The 15,157-nt window shown below is 68.0% G+C and carries 15 protein-coding genes and 4 tRNA genes; 10 read left to right on the top strand and 9 right to left on the bottom strand.

The features are described from left to right. Positions 1 to 130: 130 nt before the first annotated feature. Genes DAA40_RS07315 through DAA40_RS07305 form a run of 3 tightly spaced genes read right to left on the bottom strand, consistent with a single transcriptional unit; the run spans position 131 to position 3,409 of the window. On the bottom strand, positions 131 to 754 hold the full coding sequence (locus DAA40_RS07315) for a bacterial proteasome activator family protein (protein WP_106848954.1): 624 nt from the start codon (positions 752 to 754) through the stop codon (positions 131 to 133). A gap of 30 nt (positions 755 to 784) precedes the next feature. Next, entirely contained in the window at positions 785 to 1,777 is a 993-nt protein-coding gene (locus tag DAA40_RS07310) for an NAD(P)H-quinone oxidoreductase (RefSeq protein WP_106848953.1), read from the bottom strand. A gap of 57 nt (positions 1,778 to 1,834) precedes the next feature. Continuing rightward, entirely contained in the window at positions 1,835 to 3,409 is a 1,575-nt protein-coding gene (locus tag DAA40_RS07305) for an AMP-binding protein (RefSeq protein WP_106848952.1), read from the bottom strand. Positions 3,410 to 3,651: 242 nt separating this feature from the next. On the opposite strand from DAA40_RS07305, the gene DAA40_RS07300 reads away from it, so the two are divergent. The 5 genes from DAA40_RS07300 (at position 3,652) to DAA40_RS07280 (ending at position 5,485) form a co-directional block, all read left to right on the top strand. Next, a complete protein-coding gene (locus DAA40_RS07300; protein WP_158716291.1) occupies positions 3,652 to 3,972 on the top strand; it encodes a hypothetical protein in 321 nt (106 codons plus the stop codon). A gap of 94 nt (positions 3,973 to 4,066) precedes the next feature. After that, positions 4,067 to 4,151 (top strand) — tRNA-Ser (locus tag DAA40_RS07295). 90 nt (positions 4,152 to 4,241) lie between these two features. Continuing rightward, a complete protein-coding gene (locus tag DAA40_RS07290) occupies positions 4,242 to 5,069 on the top strand; it encodes a CPBP family intramembrane glutamic endopeptidase (RefSeq protein ID WP_199849570.1) in 828 nt (275 codons plus the stop codon). A gap of 91 nt (positions 5,070 to 5,160) precedes the next feature. Continuing rightward, positions 5,161 to 5,250 (top strand) — tRNA-Ser (locus DAA40_RS07285). Positions 5,251 to 5,411: 161 nt separating this feature from the next. Next, positions 5,412 to 5,485: transfer RNA gene (locus DAA40_RS07280), tRNA-Arg, on the top strand. Between the two features lie 213 nt (positions 5,486 to 5,698). Here the strand turns inward: DAA40_RS07280 and DAA40_RS07275 are convergent. Beyond that, positions 5,699 to 6,385, bottom strand: a complete 687-nt coding sequence (locus DAA40_RS07275; protein ID WP_106848950.1) for an SDR family NAD(P)-dependent oxidoreductase — start codon at positions 6,383 to 6,385, stop codon at positions 5,699 to 5,701. 203 nt (positions 6,386 to 6,588) lie between these two features. Here DAA40_RS07275 and DAA40_RS07270 point away from each other — a divergent pair, with 203 nt between their 5' ends. Beyond that, complete coding sequence (locus tag DAA40_RS07270) at positions 6,589 to 7,572, top strand: nucleoside hydrolase (RefSeq protein WP_199849569.1); 984 nt, start codon at positions 6,589 to 6,591, stop codon at positions 7,570 to 7,572. Positions 7,573 to 7,626: 54 nt separating this feature from the next. Here DAA40_RS07270 and DAA40_RS07265 read toward each other — a convergent pair whose 3' ends face one another. The 3 genes from DAA40_RS07265 to DAA40_RS07255 form a co-directional block, all read right to left on the bottom strand. Beyond that, positions 7,627 to 8,469 (bottom strand): MIP family channel protein, encoded by an 843-nt coding sequence (locus tag DAA40_RS07265; protein WP_106848948.1) that lies wholly within the window; start codon positions 8,467 to 8,469, stop codon positions 7,627 to 7,629. A 31-nt stretch (positions 8,470 to 8,500) separates the two neighbouring features. Next, entirely contained in the window at positions 8,501 to 9,499 is a 999-nt protein-coding gene (locus DAA40_RS07260) for a neutral zinc metallopeptidase (protein WP_106848947.1), read from the bottom strand. A 61-nt stretch (positions 9,500 to 9,560) separates the two neighbouring features. Then, a complete protein-coding gene (locus tag DAA40_RS07255; RefSeq protein ID WP_106848946.1) occupies positions 9,561 to 10,535 on the bottom strand; it encodes a prephenate dehydrogenase/arogenate dehydrogenase family protein in 975 nt (324 codons plus the stop codon). 43 nt (positions 10,536 to 10,578) lie between these two features. Here DAA40_RS07255 and DAA40_RS07250 point away from each other — a divergent pair, with 43 nt between their 5' ends. The 3 genes from DAA40_RS07250 to DAA40_RS07235 all read left to right on the top strand — a co-directional run bounded on the left by DAA40_RS07250 (position 10,579) and on the right by DAA40_RS07235 (position 12,259). Continuing rightward, a complete protein-coding gene (locus DAA40_RS07250) occupies positions 10,579 to 11,052 on the top strand; it encodes a nucleoside deaminase (RefSeq protein ID WP_234356263.1) in 474 nt (157 codons plus the stop codon). 52 nt (positions 11,053 to 11,104) lie between these two features. After that, positions 11,105 to 11,191: transfer RNA gene (locus DAA40_RS07245), tRNA-Ser, on the top strand. A gap of 492 nt (positions 11,192 to 11,683) precedes the next feature. Next, positions 11,684 to 12,259 (top strand): DoxX family membrane protein, encoded by a 576-nt coding sequence (locus DAA40_RS07235; protein WP_106848944.1) that lies wholly within the window; start codon positions 11,684 to 11,686, stop codon positions 12,257 to 12,259. 7 nt (positions 12,260 to 12,266) lie between these two features. Here the strand turns inward: DAA40_RS07235 and DAA40_RS07230 are convergent, their stop codons facing one another. Further along, on the bottom strand, positions 12,267 to 12,842 hold the full coding sequence (locus DAA40_RS07230; RefSeq protein WP_106848943.1) for a hypothetical protein: 576 nt from the start codon (positions 12,840 to 12,842) through the stop codon (positions 12,267 to 12,269). A 283-nt stretch (positions 12,843 to 13,125) separates the two neighbouring features. Continuing rightward, positions 13,126 to 13,686: a histidine phosphatase family protein gene (locus DAA40_RS07225; RefSeq protein WP_106849314.1), complete on the bottom strand. Its 561-nt coding sequence runs from the start codon at positions 13,684 to 13,686 to the stop codon at positions 13,126 to 13,128. 37 nt (positions 13,687 to 13,723) lie between these two features. On the opposite strand from DAA40_RS07225, the gene DAA40_RS07220 reads away from it, so the two are divergent. After that, a complete protein-coding gene (locus DAA40_RS07220) occupies positions 13,724 to 15,157 on the top strand; it encodes a cobyric acid synthase (protein ID WP_106848942.1) in 1,434 nt (477 codons plus the stop codon).

Raw genomic sequence — 15,157 nt, 5'->3', positions numbered from 1 at the left:
ACAGGTACTGGCCGGAGGCATGGTCGTCGTTTACACGGTCGTCACTTCGACTCCGGCTCCTTCGTCGCCGTTGCTCAGTACCAGCGAGCGACCGAGGAACGAGGGACGCCGAGACGTGGTGACCTAGGGCTTACAGGGACTGGCCGGAGGCGTGGTCGTCGCCAGGGTTCTGCTGCGGCGGCATCATCCGCCCCATGCCGGGCGGGAGCGCGGCCGGGCCACCGCCGCCGCGCATCTGCTCGAGTGCGACGCGCGAGGCCATCTGCTGCGCGAACAGCGCAGTCTGGATGCCGTGGAACAAGCCCTCCAGCCAGCCGACCAGCTGGGCCTGGGCGATCCGCAGCTCGGCGTCCGAGGGTGCGTCGTCGTCCGTGAACGGCAGGGAGAGCCGTGCGAGCTCCTCCTGCAGCTCGGGGGCGAGACCGTCCTCGAGCTCGGTGATCGAGCGGCGGTAGATCTCCTTGAGCCGCTGGCGGGAGGCGTCGTCCCGCGGCGCTGAAAGCACCTCCTCGAGCAGCTGCTTGACCATCGTGCCGATCCGCATCACCTTCGCGGGCTGCTCGACCATGTCGGTCACGGACTTCTCGTCGTCCTCGGAGCCCTGCTGGTCCGCCGCGATATCGACCTGGCCGATGGGCTGCCCGTCGGGGCCGACCACGACGACGCGGCGGGTCTTCTGCTCGTCGGAAGGGGGCGCTTCACTGTCGGACTGTTTTTCGGCAGCGGTTTCCGTGGGCTGGATCTCGTCAGTCATGACTACTAGTTGGCCTGTTCTGTAAGGGTTCTAGTTCGTGAGGATGATCTTGCCGATGTGCTCGGATGACTCCATGCGCTCGTGCGCCTTCGCTGCCTCGCTCATCGGCATGGTGCTGTCGACGATCGGTTTGACCTCGCCTGAGCTGATGAGCGGCCAGACGTCCTCGGTCACCCCGGCGACGACAGCGGCCTTGCCGTTCGGGCCGTGCACGGGGCGCCCCCGCAGGCTGGTCGCGCTGTAGCTGACCCGCTTGCCCAGCAACTTCCCGATCTTCAGTTCTGCGGTATTGCCGCCCTGCATGCCAATCGTCACGATTCGGCCATCAGGGGCAACGGCGTCGATGTTGCGGTCGAGGTACTTCGCGCCCATGTTGTCGAGGATGACGTCAACCCCACGGCCGGCCGTCATCTCGCGGGCCCGCTCGACGAAGTCCTCATCCTTGTAGTTGATCGTCTCCGCGCCGAGATCCCGGCAGAACCGGGCCTTCTCGTCGGTTCCGACCGTGACGACGATCGGGTTGCCCTTCGCCTTGGCCAGCTGGATCGCCATGGTGCCGATGCCCGATGACCCGCCGTGCACGAGCAAGGTTTCCTCGGGCTGCACCCGCCCGGTGGAGAACGGCGCCCACAGGTTCGACCAGACCGTGCAGACCACCTCGGTCAGCGCGGCGCCCTCGGCCATGCTGAGCCCCGAGGGCAGCGGCAGCAGCTGGACGGCGGGAACGTTCACCTTCTCGGCGTACCCGCCGCCCGACAGCAGGGCGCACACCTGGTCACCGGCCGTCCAGTCGGTCACCTCGTCACCGACCTCGACGATGGTGCCGGCGGCTTCGAGACCGATGATCTCGGTGATGCCCTTCGGCGGGGGATAGAAGCCCTTGCGCTGCATGACATCGGCGCGGTTGACGCCAGCTGCCTCGATCTTCAGCACCACCTCGTCGGGGGCGCAGGTGGGGTCCGGGGCCTCGCCCCAGACGAGAGCCTCGGGCCCTCCCGGCTCGTTCACGACGATTGCCTTCATGCGGCCAACCCTAGTCCGTCGGCCCCGAGCGCGTGCGACGAGCGGGAGGAGCCGCGGCTACTTTCCCGCGTGCCGGGCGCGGAGGTCCTTGCGCAGGATCTTGCCGGACGAGGACTTCGGTACCTCGTCGACGAACTCCACGTGCCGGATCTTCTTGTGCGGCGCGACGACGCCGGCCACCCAGGTCTTGAGGTCCTCCTCGGTCAGCGAGCTGTTGGGGGCGCGTACGACGTACGCCTTGGGTGCCTCGCCACCCTCCTCGTCAGGGACACCGATGACCGCGCTGTCGACGATCTCGTCGTGAGTGAGCAGCACGGCCTCGAGCTCTGCCGGCGCCACCTGGTAGCCCTTGTACTTGATGAGCTCCTTCAGGCGGTCGGTGATCATGTACACGCCGTTCTGCGGGTCGTACGAGGCGATGTCGCCGGTGCGCAGCCAGCCGTCCTCGACGATCGTCTCGGCGGTCGCGGCTTCGTTGTTGAGGTAGCCGGCCATCACGTTCGGGCCCTTCACCCACAGCTCGCCCTCGGCGCCGAGCTCGGCGTCCTGTCCGGTGACCGGGTCGACGAGGCGGCACAGGATATTCGGCAGCGAGATGCCTACCGAGCCACGGGGCAGCTGACCTGCCAGCGGGTCGGGAACGGTATGTGACACCGGCGAAAGCTCGGTCATGCCGAAGCCCTGCATGACCGGGACGCCGAGACGCGCCTCGGCGGCCAGGGCCAGGCTCTCGTCGAGAGGCGCAGCGCCCGAGGTGATTGACACTAGCGACGACAGGTCGTACTCGTCGACGATCGGGTGCTTGGTCAATCCCACGAGGATCGGCGGTGCGACGTAGATCTTGGTGACCTTGTGGTCCTGTACCGCCTGCAGGAAGGCCTCGAGGTCGAACCGAGTCATCGTGACGACCTCGGCGCCCTGCGAGAGGGTGAAATTCATCAGTACCGTCAGGCCGTAGATGTGGAAGAACGGCAGCACCGCGAGCACCACGGATTGCTCGCCCATCGTGGTCATCATCTGCTGGCACTGCACGACGTTGGCGACCAGGTTCTCGTGGGTCAGCATGACGCCCTTCGGCAAGCCGGTCGTGCCTGACGAGTAGGGCAGTACCGCGAGGTCGGTCGCGGGGTCGATGTCTACCTGTGGGACCGGAGCGGTATTGCCGAGGATCGTCATCAGGTCGGTGTGACCTTCTGCGCCGTCCAGCACGACGATCTGGTCGACCGGCTGCTGCGCGGTCGCACCCTTGGCGCGGTCCAGGAAGGCGGAGATGGTGATGATCGCCTTGGCGTCGGAGTCCTTCAGCTGGTGGGCGATCTCGTCAGCGGTGTAGAGCGAGTTCGCGGTGGTGGCCACGCAGCCGGCCATCGTGACGCCGTGGAAGAGAACCGGGTACCAAATGATGTTCGGTGCCCAGAGCATGATGCGGTCGCCCTTGCGGTAACCCTGGTCGGCGAGCCAGGCGGCGACCCGCTCGGCGTAGGTCTTCAGCTGCCCGTAGGTCAGCTTGTCTCCGGAGGCCGCGTCGACCAGCGCCGTCTTGTCGGGAACCGTGTCAGCCTTTCGCAGCGCCATCTCGGCGACGGTCAGGCGGGGGATCTCGATGTCTGGATAGGTCGACTTGAAGACCACGGGTTCCTCGTTTCTCGGGAGGGGAACTATCACCGTCCATCGTAAGGTCGCTGTTACCCGGCGGTATGGGCCTGGTCAGACATCACACCCGTGTGGATAGGTGACGATCACGTAGCCGTTGGGCGACATCTTGCCGAGCGAGCGGGTCAAGCTCCGGCTACCGCTAGTGTGTTCGGTGTGAGAAAGGCCTAGGGCACCCTGGGCCGCCGTGCGCCTATGGCTTGAAGGAAAGAGATCGAAGTATGCGTATGAAGAAGTTCGCCGCGGTCGCGATGTGCTGCATTCCCGCGCTAGCCCTGGCCGGGTGCAGCAAGCCCAGCGAGTCCGAGGTCCACGGGGCGGTCGTCGAGATGCTGGAGAAGCAGGGGGCGACGCCGGAGCAGGCCAAGGCGTACGCCGACTGCGCCGCACCCAAGATGGTCGACAAGATCTCTCGAACCGGTCTGAACAACATCATCGAGGACGGGTCGACCGCCAAGGGCACCGACGACGACGTCGACGAGATGTCGGCGATCGACCAGGAGTGCAGCGCCGAGGTCCTCGGCGGATCCACGTCTTCGTAGTCCTGCCGATTCGTGCGACTCGGGCGGGTGTGCCTCGCGGCACGCCCGCCCGAGTCGTTGCGGCCGGTCGTGCGAGACTAGATGACGCACCTCTGGAGGGTTCGCATAGTGGCCGAGTGCACGCGCCTTGAAAGCGCGCAGGGGGAGACTCCTCATGGGTTCAAATCCCATACCCTCCGCATATGCCTCCTGCGGGGCGGTGGGCACGCTAATCGCCCGATAGCGCGCTCCACTGCCCCGCAGGACGCACTCCGGGCAGAATCGCGGTCGTGAGCTCAATCTCTGCCCCGGACGACGGTACGACGATTCGTGACCACCGGCGCGAGATCTGGATCGTTCTGGGGCTGTCGCTCGGGCAGTCGGCGATCTACTCGATCATCAGCATCATCGCCAAGCTGACCGACTCGACACCGCTCGCGCAGCAGACCACCACGCTCAATCGCGCCCAGTCCGAACGACCGCTGCTGGATTTGACCTACCAGCTCAGCGGCATCTTCTTCGCGCTCATCCCGGTCGCGCTGGCGCTCTATCTGCTTTCGCGAGATCGGTTCGCCGGCGGCAGCGCGCCACGCTCTGTGGGACCCGACCACTGTTCTCAGGACGCCGACGGACGCCGGTCCGTGTGGCAGCGGCTCGGCCTGGACCTCTCGCGGCGTACGGCGTGGACCGACCTCGGCTGGGGCGCGGTCCTGGCGGCGGTCATCGGCCTCCCGGGGCTGGGCTTCTACTTCCTGGCTCAGCACCTCGGGTTCAACACGACGGTCGCGCCCAGCGGGCTGAACGAGCACTGGTGGGCCGTGCCGGTGCTGATCATGGCCGCGCTGGAGAACTCGATCGTCGAGGAGGTCATCGTTGTCGGGTTCCTGATGACGAGGCTGCGACAGCTCAGCTGGACGCTGCCGGCGGTGATCGCGGCGTCCGCGGTGCTCCGCGGCGCATACCACCTGTATCAGGGCTTCGGCGGGTTCATCGGCAACGTGGTGATGGGAATCGTGTTCGCGTGGTTCTTCCACAAGGAGGGCCGCGTCCTGCCGCTCGTGATCGCACACTGGCTGCTCGACATCGTCGCCTTCGTCGGCTACCAGCTTTTCTTCTGAGGCCGCCACGAGGCCCAGCGCGGCCGCTTTGCAGGGCGCGATCGGCGGCCTGTACCCTTGAACGTTGCAGGCGTCCCTCGGATGTCGGCACGGAGGATTCGCCTAGTCCGGTCTATGGCGCCGCACTGCTAATGCGGTTGGGGCTACTCGCCCCTCGCGGGTTCAAATCCCGCATCCTCCGCGAAGCGGAGTCCGGGATTTGAGGAGGACGTTCGACGCGACGTAGGAGCGACGAACGGACGGGGTCCCGCATCCTCCGCGGGGGCGGTGTGCCAAAACACATCGCCGCGGCCTCGCGCGATATGCCATACTGGACAACGCACTTCGCGGGAAGCCGCACGAGGGCTCATAGCTCAGCTGGATAGAGCGTCGGTCTACGGAACCGAAGGTCAGGGGTTCGAATCCCTTTGAGCCCGCACTTTGTAGCCGCGCATCATGTGAAGAACGGGCGAGTCCGCGAGGGCTCGCCCGTTCTCGTTCCTGCTGGCCTCGCGAACGGCCACCTCATTCGCCGGGGGCGGCCAAGGCGACCAGCGCCGGTCAGTTGAAGACCACCGCGAACCCGAAAACTCCCATGAAGCTCGCGAGAACCTGGAAGCCGAGCAGGACGGCGGTGGGGACGTCGTTCGTCAGGTTGCCCAGCCGCCGGAGAAAGAGATGGACTGCCCGGCGAAGAAGCCCACCTCGTCGGAGGCGAGGAACACGGCGAACTGCGCGTCCTCCTCGGGAGTGCCGAGACGCCCCGCGGGAACCTCGCGCCGCAGCCGCTCTTGGAAGGCTGGGTTCGCCTGGACCTCAGGTCCGTAGTACATCGGGTTCTCGATGAAGTTCTGCGCGATCATGTTGATCTGCACGTTGGACGGCGCAGCCTCGATCCCGGCGGCGCGGACAAACCCGGCTTGCGCGCTGCGCGCCGCGGCGTAGGTGGCGACCCGCTTCTGGCTCCGTAGCGCCTGCGCGCTGCCCATCACGACGATCTTGCCGCGGCGGCGCTCGAGCATCCCTGGCAGCACGCCGCGGAACAGGCCGGGCAGCGGATCGACGATGTGCGCGAAGGCGTACCGGAACTCGTCGTCGCCGATCTCGTGTGCCTTGGTGCTGGGCGCCGGGACGCCGAGGTTGGCGATCAGGACGTCGACCTCACCTGCGGCGGTGGCGACCTCCTCGCCGGCGAGGCCGCTGTCGAGCACGCGCTCGTCGACGACGACGTCGGCGCCGTACGACTTGAACGCCTCGACCAGAACGGGGCCCATGAACTCGCTGGCTTGGGTGATCAAGACCCGCTTGCCGCCGAGGCTCTCACCGATGTGCCGCATGCCGCTGCTCCTTCCACTCGTGGGGGCTCCACCCTGCCCTGCGAAAGGAGGGAACGGCGGAGGGATCATGCGCCAGACTACCGATCGGCAACCGGGCACCTCGGTGACCGCGTGAGAAGGTGCCGAGGTCTTCACTCCGCGCTCGTCGGGAGCTCCCGCTCCGGTCGCTCGTGCTGAGCCGGGCGCCTGAAAGGATGGCTGCCGTGAGGATTGCTGATGCCCGGGTGCTACACGTCGACTGCGATACCGGAGTGGACGACGCGATGGCCCTCCTGTACCTGCTGCTCGACGAGCGTGCCGAGATTGCGTCTATATCGACAGTTTTCGGTAATACGACGGCGCCGGCTGCTGCGGCCAACTGCCTACGAGTTCTCGACCTTGTGGATGCAGACGCGATACCGGTCGCCGTTGGGGCCTCGCGGAGTCTGCGCGGAGACATCCCCGAGCTTGCGCCACACGTGCACGGTGAGGATGGTCTAGGCGGCGTCGGGCTTCCTGCCTCCGAGCGACCGCTGGATTCGCGCAGTGCGGCCGAGCTGATCGTGCACGCCGCTCGCGCAAGGCCCGGCGAGCTGCACATCCTCGCTACCGGGCCGTTGACGAATCTGGCGCTCGCCCTCGGCATCGAACCAGACCTGCCAGCCCTCGTCGCCGGGGTGACCGTGATGGGCGGCGCGGCCGACGCGCCAGGCAACCAGACAGCAGCAGCCGAGGCCAACATCCTGCACGACCCAGAGGCAGCCCACGCGGTGCTGAGCGCCGACTGGCCGATCACGCTCGTGCCGCTCGATGTGACGATGCGCGAGGTGGTCACGGAGCGACACCGCGCTGCGCTAGCCGCCAGCGACCAACCGGCAGCCCGCTTCGTCGCGGCGATCACCGACTTCTACTTCGAGTTCTTCCACGCCGACTCGTACACCGAGCGCAGCTCCCCGTGCCATGACGCGTTGGCTGCGGCGATCGCCGTCGGCGACGTCCTGCCGATGCTCGCACCCGTCATCAGGGTCGAGATCGACTGCACCGACGGGCCCAGCAGGGGAGCAACGATCTGCGACACCCGAGGCCGCTACCGCGGGTTTCCGCGCCAGGACGATGCACGCTGCCGCGTTGTGCTCGAGACCGCCGGAACCTTCCCCGACCGGCTCGTAGAACGGTTGACTCGTCGGCGGGACGCTACGCAGACATGACGGGAGGGCGCGCCCTCGCAGGAGGCCGCGCCCTCCGCGGAGACCGTGGCCCGGCTACCGCGCGTCGTCGGTGCGCGCCGACGGATCGACCGCGCCATCCCGGCCGGCCGTCGAAAGCGCGTCGTGCCGGGCGTCCCGAGTGCCGGGTGTGCGGTCGAGCGGATCGCCGTCCTCTCGACCGTCGACGTTCAGCTCGCCCTCGTAGCCGACCTTGTCCTGACCGAAGAGGATGTTGTAGACGAGTGCGCCGATCACTCCGCCGATGGCGGGGGCGACCAGGAACAGCCACAACTGGCTCAGCGCGTCTCCGCCGGCGAACAACGCCGGGCCGAGCGAGCGGGCCGGGTTCACCGAGGTGCCGGTGATCGGGATGCCCACGAGGTGGCAGATGATCAGCGTGGTACCGATCGCCAGGCCGGCGAGCGCCGCGGTGCCGATCCGGTCGGTCGCGGCGAGGACGACGAACACCAGCAGGAAGGTCAGCACGATCTCGGCGCCGAAGGACGACGCGAGGCTGTACCCGTCGGGGCTGCCGGTGCCGTAGCCGTTCGCGCCGAGGCCGTCGATGGAGCGGGTGTACGTCGGGTTGCCGTGCGCGATGCCGAACACGATCGCCGCGCCCGCGATGCCGCCCAGGAACTGCGCGACGACGTACGCGATGGCGTCCTTCAGTGCGATCTTGCCCGTGGCCAGCAGGCCCAGGGTGACTGCCGGGTTGACGTGGCAGCCGGAGATCGGTCCGATCGCGTAGACCAGGAAGACCAGCGTCAGGCCGAAGGCCAGGGCGATGCCGAGGTAACCGACCTGGTCGCCTGCGATCACCGCGGTTCCCACGCCGCCGATCACCAGGACCATGGTGCCGATGAACTCGGCGAGGTAGCTCTTGAGGGCGCCCATGCGGGCTCCTTTCAACGTGAGGCCGAACGTTCTAGATGCCGCCGGAGAAGGTGTCGCACTGGCCGAGCTCGCCGGAGTCGATGCCCTTCTTGAACCAGTTGTAGCGCTGCTGGGAGGTGCCGTGCGTGAACGACTCGGGGTTGACCTGGCCTTGCGTCTGCTCCTGGATGTGGTCATCACCGATCGACGATGCGGCGTTCAAGCCGGACTGGATGTCCTCGTCGGTGATCGAGTTGATGATCTTCACGCCCGACTCGTCGGTGGTGCCGGTGGCGTGGTGGGTCCACACGCCCGCCAGGCAGTCGGCCATCAGCTCGACGCGCACGGCGCCGGAGTTGGGGCCGGACTGGTCCATCTGCTGACCCTGCTGGAGGACGCCGAGGATGTTCTGCAGGTGGTGCCCGTACTCGTGCGCGACAACGTACGCCTGGACGAAGGTGGTGTTCTCGGCGCCGAGCTGCTGCAGCTGGGTGTCGAAGAATGACATGTCGATGTAGATCTTCTCGTCGTTCGGGCAGTAGAACGGCCCGACCGCGGAAGTCGCCTGGCCGCAGCCGGTGACCGTCCCCTCGCTGAACAGCTGGGTCACGGCGGTGCGGTACTGGATCTGCTGCGGCGTGGCCTCGGGCAGGTACTGCTTCCAGAAGGCGTTCACGCTGTTGATGATCAGGGCGAGGCGACAGTCGTCGCGGTCGAGCGCGTTCGGGTCGGAGTTGCACGACTCGATGTCGACGCCCGTGTCGCCGGCGCTGAAGTTGTTGACCGGGACGCCGCTGCCGTTGTCCTGCGGGAAGCTCGCGCCGCCTCCGCCACCACCGCTTCCGCTCATGAAGAACTGCATGATCAAGAAGATGATCAGGCCGACGACGCCGAGGCATCCCATGCTGCCGCCCGCGCCACCGGGGAGCGGGATCGGCATCCGTCCACCGCCACCGCCTGGGAAGCCGAAGCCACCACCGCCACCGCCGCCGCGACCGCGTGCGTCATCGATCTGAGACGTGTCGATGCGCGCGTCTCTGTTGAATTCCATGCTGCCTCACTTGCAGGACGGCGGGCGTTGGGCTGTGCCAGCGGGTGGGTCGATGCTGGACTCAGGTTAGTGCAGTCAGCCTGCCGCTTTCATGGGAAAGAACAAATCCGCCGGCCGCGCCCAGATCCAGCAGTCGCTGGCGGATGTCGGGCGATGCCAGGGATAGCTCGCACCGCGTGCCCGGGCCCGTCTCGGTGCGTCGCTGTTCCCACTCGGTGCGGTTGGCGTGCCCCCGTTCGAGCAGCGTCCGCACGTCGCCGTCCCGCACCCCGAGGGTCGCCTGCTCGAGCTGGTCCAGGAGGCTCTCCAGGGCCTCGGTGAGCATTCGCCGGTTGCCCACGAGCATCGCCTCGACCAGCTCCGGGCGGGTGAGGGCCACCCGGGTCGCGTCGCGGTAGGAGCCGGCGGCGAGCGAACCGAGCAGGCTCCGCGGCTCGACGTTGGAGGCCAGCAGCTCGGCGAGCACGTGCGGGAGATGACTGATCCAGGCCGCCGCGTGATCGTGCCACTCGCTGTCGGCCGGGACGACGCGCCCGCCGGCCTGCAGAGCGAGGTCGCACACCTGAGCCCACCGCTGCAGGTCGGTGTCCTGATCCAGCGTGATCACCCAGGTCGCCCCGGTCAGCAGGTCGGGGTCGGCTGCGTCGAAGCCGGACTCTGCCGTACCGGCCATCGGGTGCGCGCCGACGAACCGGTGCGCGAGCCCAGCCTCCCTGGCTGCCGCGACTAGCGGGCCCTTGACCGACACGACGTCGGTGACGGTGACACCCTCCCCGGTGTGCTCAGCGATCTTCGGCAGCGACGCAAGAGCGGGCTCCATTGGGGTGGCGATCACCAGGGTCGCACCCTCGGGGAGAGCTGTGAGCATCTCGGGAAGGTCGGCGTACGCCCTGATCCCGTGCTGCTCGGCGGCGCTGCGGGTCTCGGGCGATCGGGCGTGCGCCCATACCTGCTGATCCTCCCGGCGCAGCCGCAGCGCCAGCGACCCGCCAATGAGTCCGAGACCGATGATCGCGACGGGGCCTTGGGTGCGCATGCCGACAGCCTACGGCCCGGCTTGGCGCCCGTATGGTGGGCGGATGAGCACGCCGTACGACGCCGCGATGCGGGTCGCCTTGGGAGAGGCGCGAGCGGCCACCCAGCACGGTGACATCCCGATCGGGGCGGTCGTGACGACCCCTGATGGCCGGATCGTCGGCCGGGGCGGCAATGCCCGCGAGCGGGATCACGACCCGACGGCGCACGCGGAGATCCTGGCGCTGCGCGCTGCGGCGCGTCGGGCGGGTGAGTGGCGCCTCGACGGGCACACCCTCGTGGTGACGATCGAGCCGTGCACGATGTGCGCCGGCGCGGCGGTGCTGGCCCGGGTCGAGCGGATCGTCTTTGGGGCCCTCGAGCCCAAGACCGGCGCGGTGGTGTCGCTGTGGGACGTCGTCCGCGACCCGAGACTGAACCACCGTCCGGAAGTGCTCGGGCCGTGGGACCTGCCTGAGTCATTGGGTGCCGAGTGCGCCGGGGTGATGCGGGAGTTCTTTGATCTGCGCCGCGACTGACGGCCCGATACCGCCTCGCCTCACGTTGCGCGGATGCCGTACCCTGGTCAACGGTGGCGTGTCCGAGCGGCCGAAGGAGCACGACTCGAAATCGTGTGAGGCAACCCCTCCGTGGGTTCAAATCCCACCGCCACCGCCAAAAGTGCCGCCGACCCCGAGCTTGCGAATGGGTCGGCGGCACATTTCTATTCGTGATGCGGGTCGCCCACCACCACCACGGGCCGGGCGTCGTGGTGCGTGACGAGGTTGACCTCGGCGAACCGGCCCGCCAGCCACACGACCTTGGTTCTGCGGGCTAACCCCTGTCGCCGGGCGCTCCGGGGTGGGTAGCCTGGAGGTTGTTTACAAGATCCTTACAGAGGCGTGCCGTGAGAACGATCGCAACGACCGTGCGCAGCATGGGCTTCGAGGTATCGATCCTGATCTGGATCGGCCTCGCGCTTCTGGTTGCCGGTTTGTTTTTCGCCTCCGCCGGACGACGCCCCCCCCCCCGCCGGCGCAGGGACCGCGACGAGGCGGCTCGTATGGGCGCGCGGGGGGCTGCCCGCCATCACCGCCACGACGGGTCATAGCGGGGTTGGGATACGTTCGAGGGGTAGTACTCGACCGACCGCCAACCTAGGAGACAAGCATGGGACTCGTCCGCGCTCTGGCCCGCCCGTTGCTGGCTGCACCGTTCATCTACGACGGCATCAACCAGCTCTCCAACAGCGAGAAGGCGGCGAGCACCGCACGCCCGATCGTCGCCAAGATCTCCGAATCGACCGGCCTGCCGAATGATCCGCAGCTGCTGGTCACCGCCAACGGCGCCGCGATGCTCGCAGCCGGTGCCGGGCTCGCCACCGGCGTGCTGCGCAAGCCGTCGGCCGCCGTCCTGGCCGCCACACTCGTGCCCACGACGATTGCCGGACACTCGTTCTGGGAGCACACCGATCCGGACGAGCGCGCCAAGCACTTGAGCCAGTTCGTGAAGAACGCGGGCCTTCTGGCGGGCCTGGTGATGACGCTGGTCGACACCGAGGGCAAGCCCGGGCTGCTCTACCGCGCGAAACTGGCCGGAGACAGCGTGGGACGCACTGCCAGCCTCACCCGGCGGGAGGCCCGGCACGCAGCCAAGACCGCCCGGCGCGAGGCTCAGCATGCCGCGAAGACCGCCCGCCGGGAGGCGAAGATCGCGATGCTCGCCGCGAAGGACGCGGTCACCTAGTAGTTCCTCAGGCGAGGGGCTTGGCCGGGGGCAGGTCGACGTCCTCAGCAAGTTCGACGAGCGTGACCTCCTGGTCGGCCGGCATGATGACGTAGCGTCCGGTCGAGGTCAGGAAGCGCACGTGCGCGCTCGGCGTGGCCTGGTTCCCGATCTGCGGGACCTCGGTGGGCTCGGCGACCGACTCGATGCGGATCGCTCGGTTGGTGCCGTCGTTGCGGGTCATCATCCACGAGCCCGGTGTGACCTCAGTGGACATGACCTGGCGGGGGTTGACCGCGTCGATCTCGTGCTTCAGCCGCCCCCACACCGCCTTGGCGAGCACGTGACCGATGAGTGCGCCGAGGATCGCGCCGATCGCAATGCCGAGCAGGATCTGCCAGAACGCGAAGTTTTTGCTTACCAGCAGCATGATCGGCGCGGTGATCATCGCGCCCAGCAGCCAACCGATCTGCCGTCCGAAGCCGCCGGCGTCCATCTGGTGGATCTGGCTGGTTCTCCAGGTCGGGCGCACGCGCACATATCCATCGCGACCAACAGCCGAGCTGTCGATGAGCCGCGCCTGGTTCTTCGATGCCTTCGACATGCCTGCTCGCTTTCTGGTCGGCCCGACCATGGATTATACCGCCTGCACACATACCCCATGGGGTATAGCCGCCTGGCTGGAGGTGATCAGAGGCCCGGCAGGACGCTGTTGCTCGTCGGTTCCGGGGACCCGTCTGTGCCTCGTCCATCGGTGGTGTCCGAGCCGGACGACGTGCACCCGGCCAGCGCGAGCCCGACGATGGCCGTTGCTGCGAATAGGCGGGGACAGCGGGAGAGACTCGGCATCCCTGACATTCTCCCCGATTCGCAGGTATGCCGCCGGTTCAGCCGACCCGCACCGATACGACAGCGCCGTTCGGGACGACGCCCCACTCGACCTCACGGTGCGTGCGACCGTGCAGCACCGCCCGCGCCACGCGCAGGGTGTCGCCGTGGGTGACGACGACGAGATGCTGCGGTGCGATGCGCAGCTGGCGTCCGAACCAGTGCGTGAGCCGGGCGTGGACGTCGGCGATCGACTCGCCACCACCCCAGCGCACCTCGCTGATGTGCTGTCCGTCCGGCACCGGGAGTGCCGACAACTCGCTCGTCAGGCGGCCCTGCATGTCCCCGAGGTGCTGCTCCCGAAGCGCCACGTCCTCGACGGCGGTGACCCCCAGCCGATCGGCGATGATGGCCGCACTTTGCCGGGCGCGTTCCAGGTCGCTGGTAACCAAGCAGACCGGCTCATCGCCGACGAGCGCAGCGAGCTGCCGGGCGGCGCGTGCGGCGTCCGCCCGGCCGCGGTCGGTCAGCGGCGGGTGGGCCGTCTGGCCCTGGAGGCGACGCTCGACATTCCACGTCGACTGGCCATGGCGCACCAGATGCACGATCACCTCTTGCACGTCGCCCACCGTAGCCTGCCGCGTAGACTCGACCGCCGTGGCAGGACTGTTGATCGCAGGGACGAGCTCGGACGCCGGCAAGTCGCTGATCACCGCGGCGCTGTGTCGCGCGTTCGCTCGCCGTGGGGTGTCGGTGGCGCCGTTCAAGGCGCAGAACATGTCGAACAACTCGATGGTCTGCCGCGACGGCTCGGAGATTGGCCGCGCCCAGTACCTGCAGGCGCAGGCGGCGGGGGTGGAGCCCTCCAGCATCCACAACCCGGTGCTGCTCAAGCCCGGCTCGGACCGGCGCGCGTTCATCGTCCTGCGGGGTAAGCCCGCAGGGGAGCTGATGGCGGGTGAGTACGCGACCGGACGCGGGCACCTGGCCGAGGCTGCCTTCGCGGCGTACGACGAGCTCGCCGGCACGCACGATGTCGTGATCGCCGAGGGCGCCGGGTCCCCGGCTGAGATCAACCTGCGGCGCGGCGACTATGTGAATCTGGGGCTGGCCCGCCGCTTCGGCCTGCCGGTCGTACTCGTGGGTGATATCGACCGCGGGGGCGTGCTCGCCGCGCTGTACGGCACCTGGGCGCTGCTCGACGACGACGACCGGGCGATGCTTCGCGCCTACGTCATCAACAAGTTCCGCGGCGACGAGTCCGTGCTTGACCCTGGGCTGCAGGAGATCACCCGCCGTACCGGGATGCCTTGTGCCGGAGTCATTCCCTGGCTCGACGGCGTCTGGATCGACTCGGAGGATGCGTTGTCCGTAGGGAGATGGGGTGCTGAGGCAGCCTCGGGAGCGCTGAACGTGGTGGTCGTGCGGTTTCCCCGCACCTCGAACGCCACCGACGTCGATGCGCTCGCCGCAGAACCCGGGGTGCAGGTCAGCGTCAGCACCGATCCCGAGGAGTGCGAGAGCGCCGATCTGCTGGTGCTGCCCGGCTCACGAGCGACTGTCAGCGATCTGGGCTGGCTGCGGACGCGCGGGCTCGATGCCGTCGTCCGCCGCCGTGCCGCGCGCCATCGGCCGGTGCTCGGGATCTGCGGCGGGTACCAGATGCTGGTCGAGTCGATCGACGATGCGCATGAGAGCAGAGCCGGGCGCGTCCCCGGCATCGGCGTGCTGCCTGGAACGGTCCGCTTCGAGGAGCAGAAGGTGCTGGGCCGGCCCAGCGGAACGTGGGCTGGGCAGCCGGTCGACGGCTACGAGATCCATCACGGCATCGTCGAGGACGACGGCTCCTTCCCCGGTGGAGCGGTAGTCGGGGCGACGTACGGCACGATCTGGCACGGCATCTTCGAGTCCGACGCCTTCCGGCGGGCCTGGCTGTCGGAGGTGGCGGCAGCGAGCGGCTCCAGCTGGAGCCCTGCGGCCGGGGCGGAAGGATTCGCCGCGCGTCGCGAGCGGATGCTGGACGAGCTGGCCGACCAGGTGACCGGGCACGTCGATCTCGACCTACTTCTGCAACTGGCAAAGGAAGCATGA

It is taken from the genome of Blastococcus sp. Marseille-P5729, assembly GCF_900292035.1.
GTDB lineage: Bacteria > Actinomycetota > Actinomycetes > Mycobacteriales > Antricoccaceae > Cumulibacter.
This window is presented reverse-complemented; position numbering and strand designations above follow the sequence as displayed.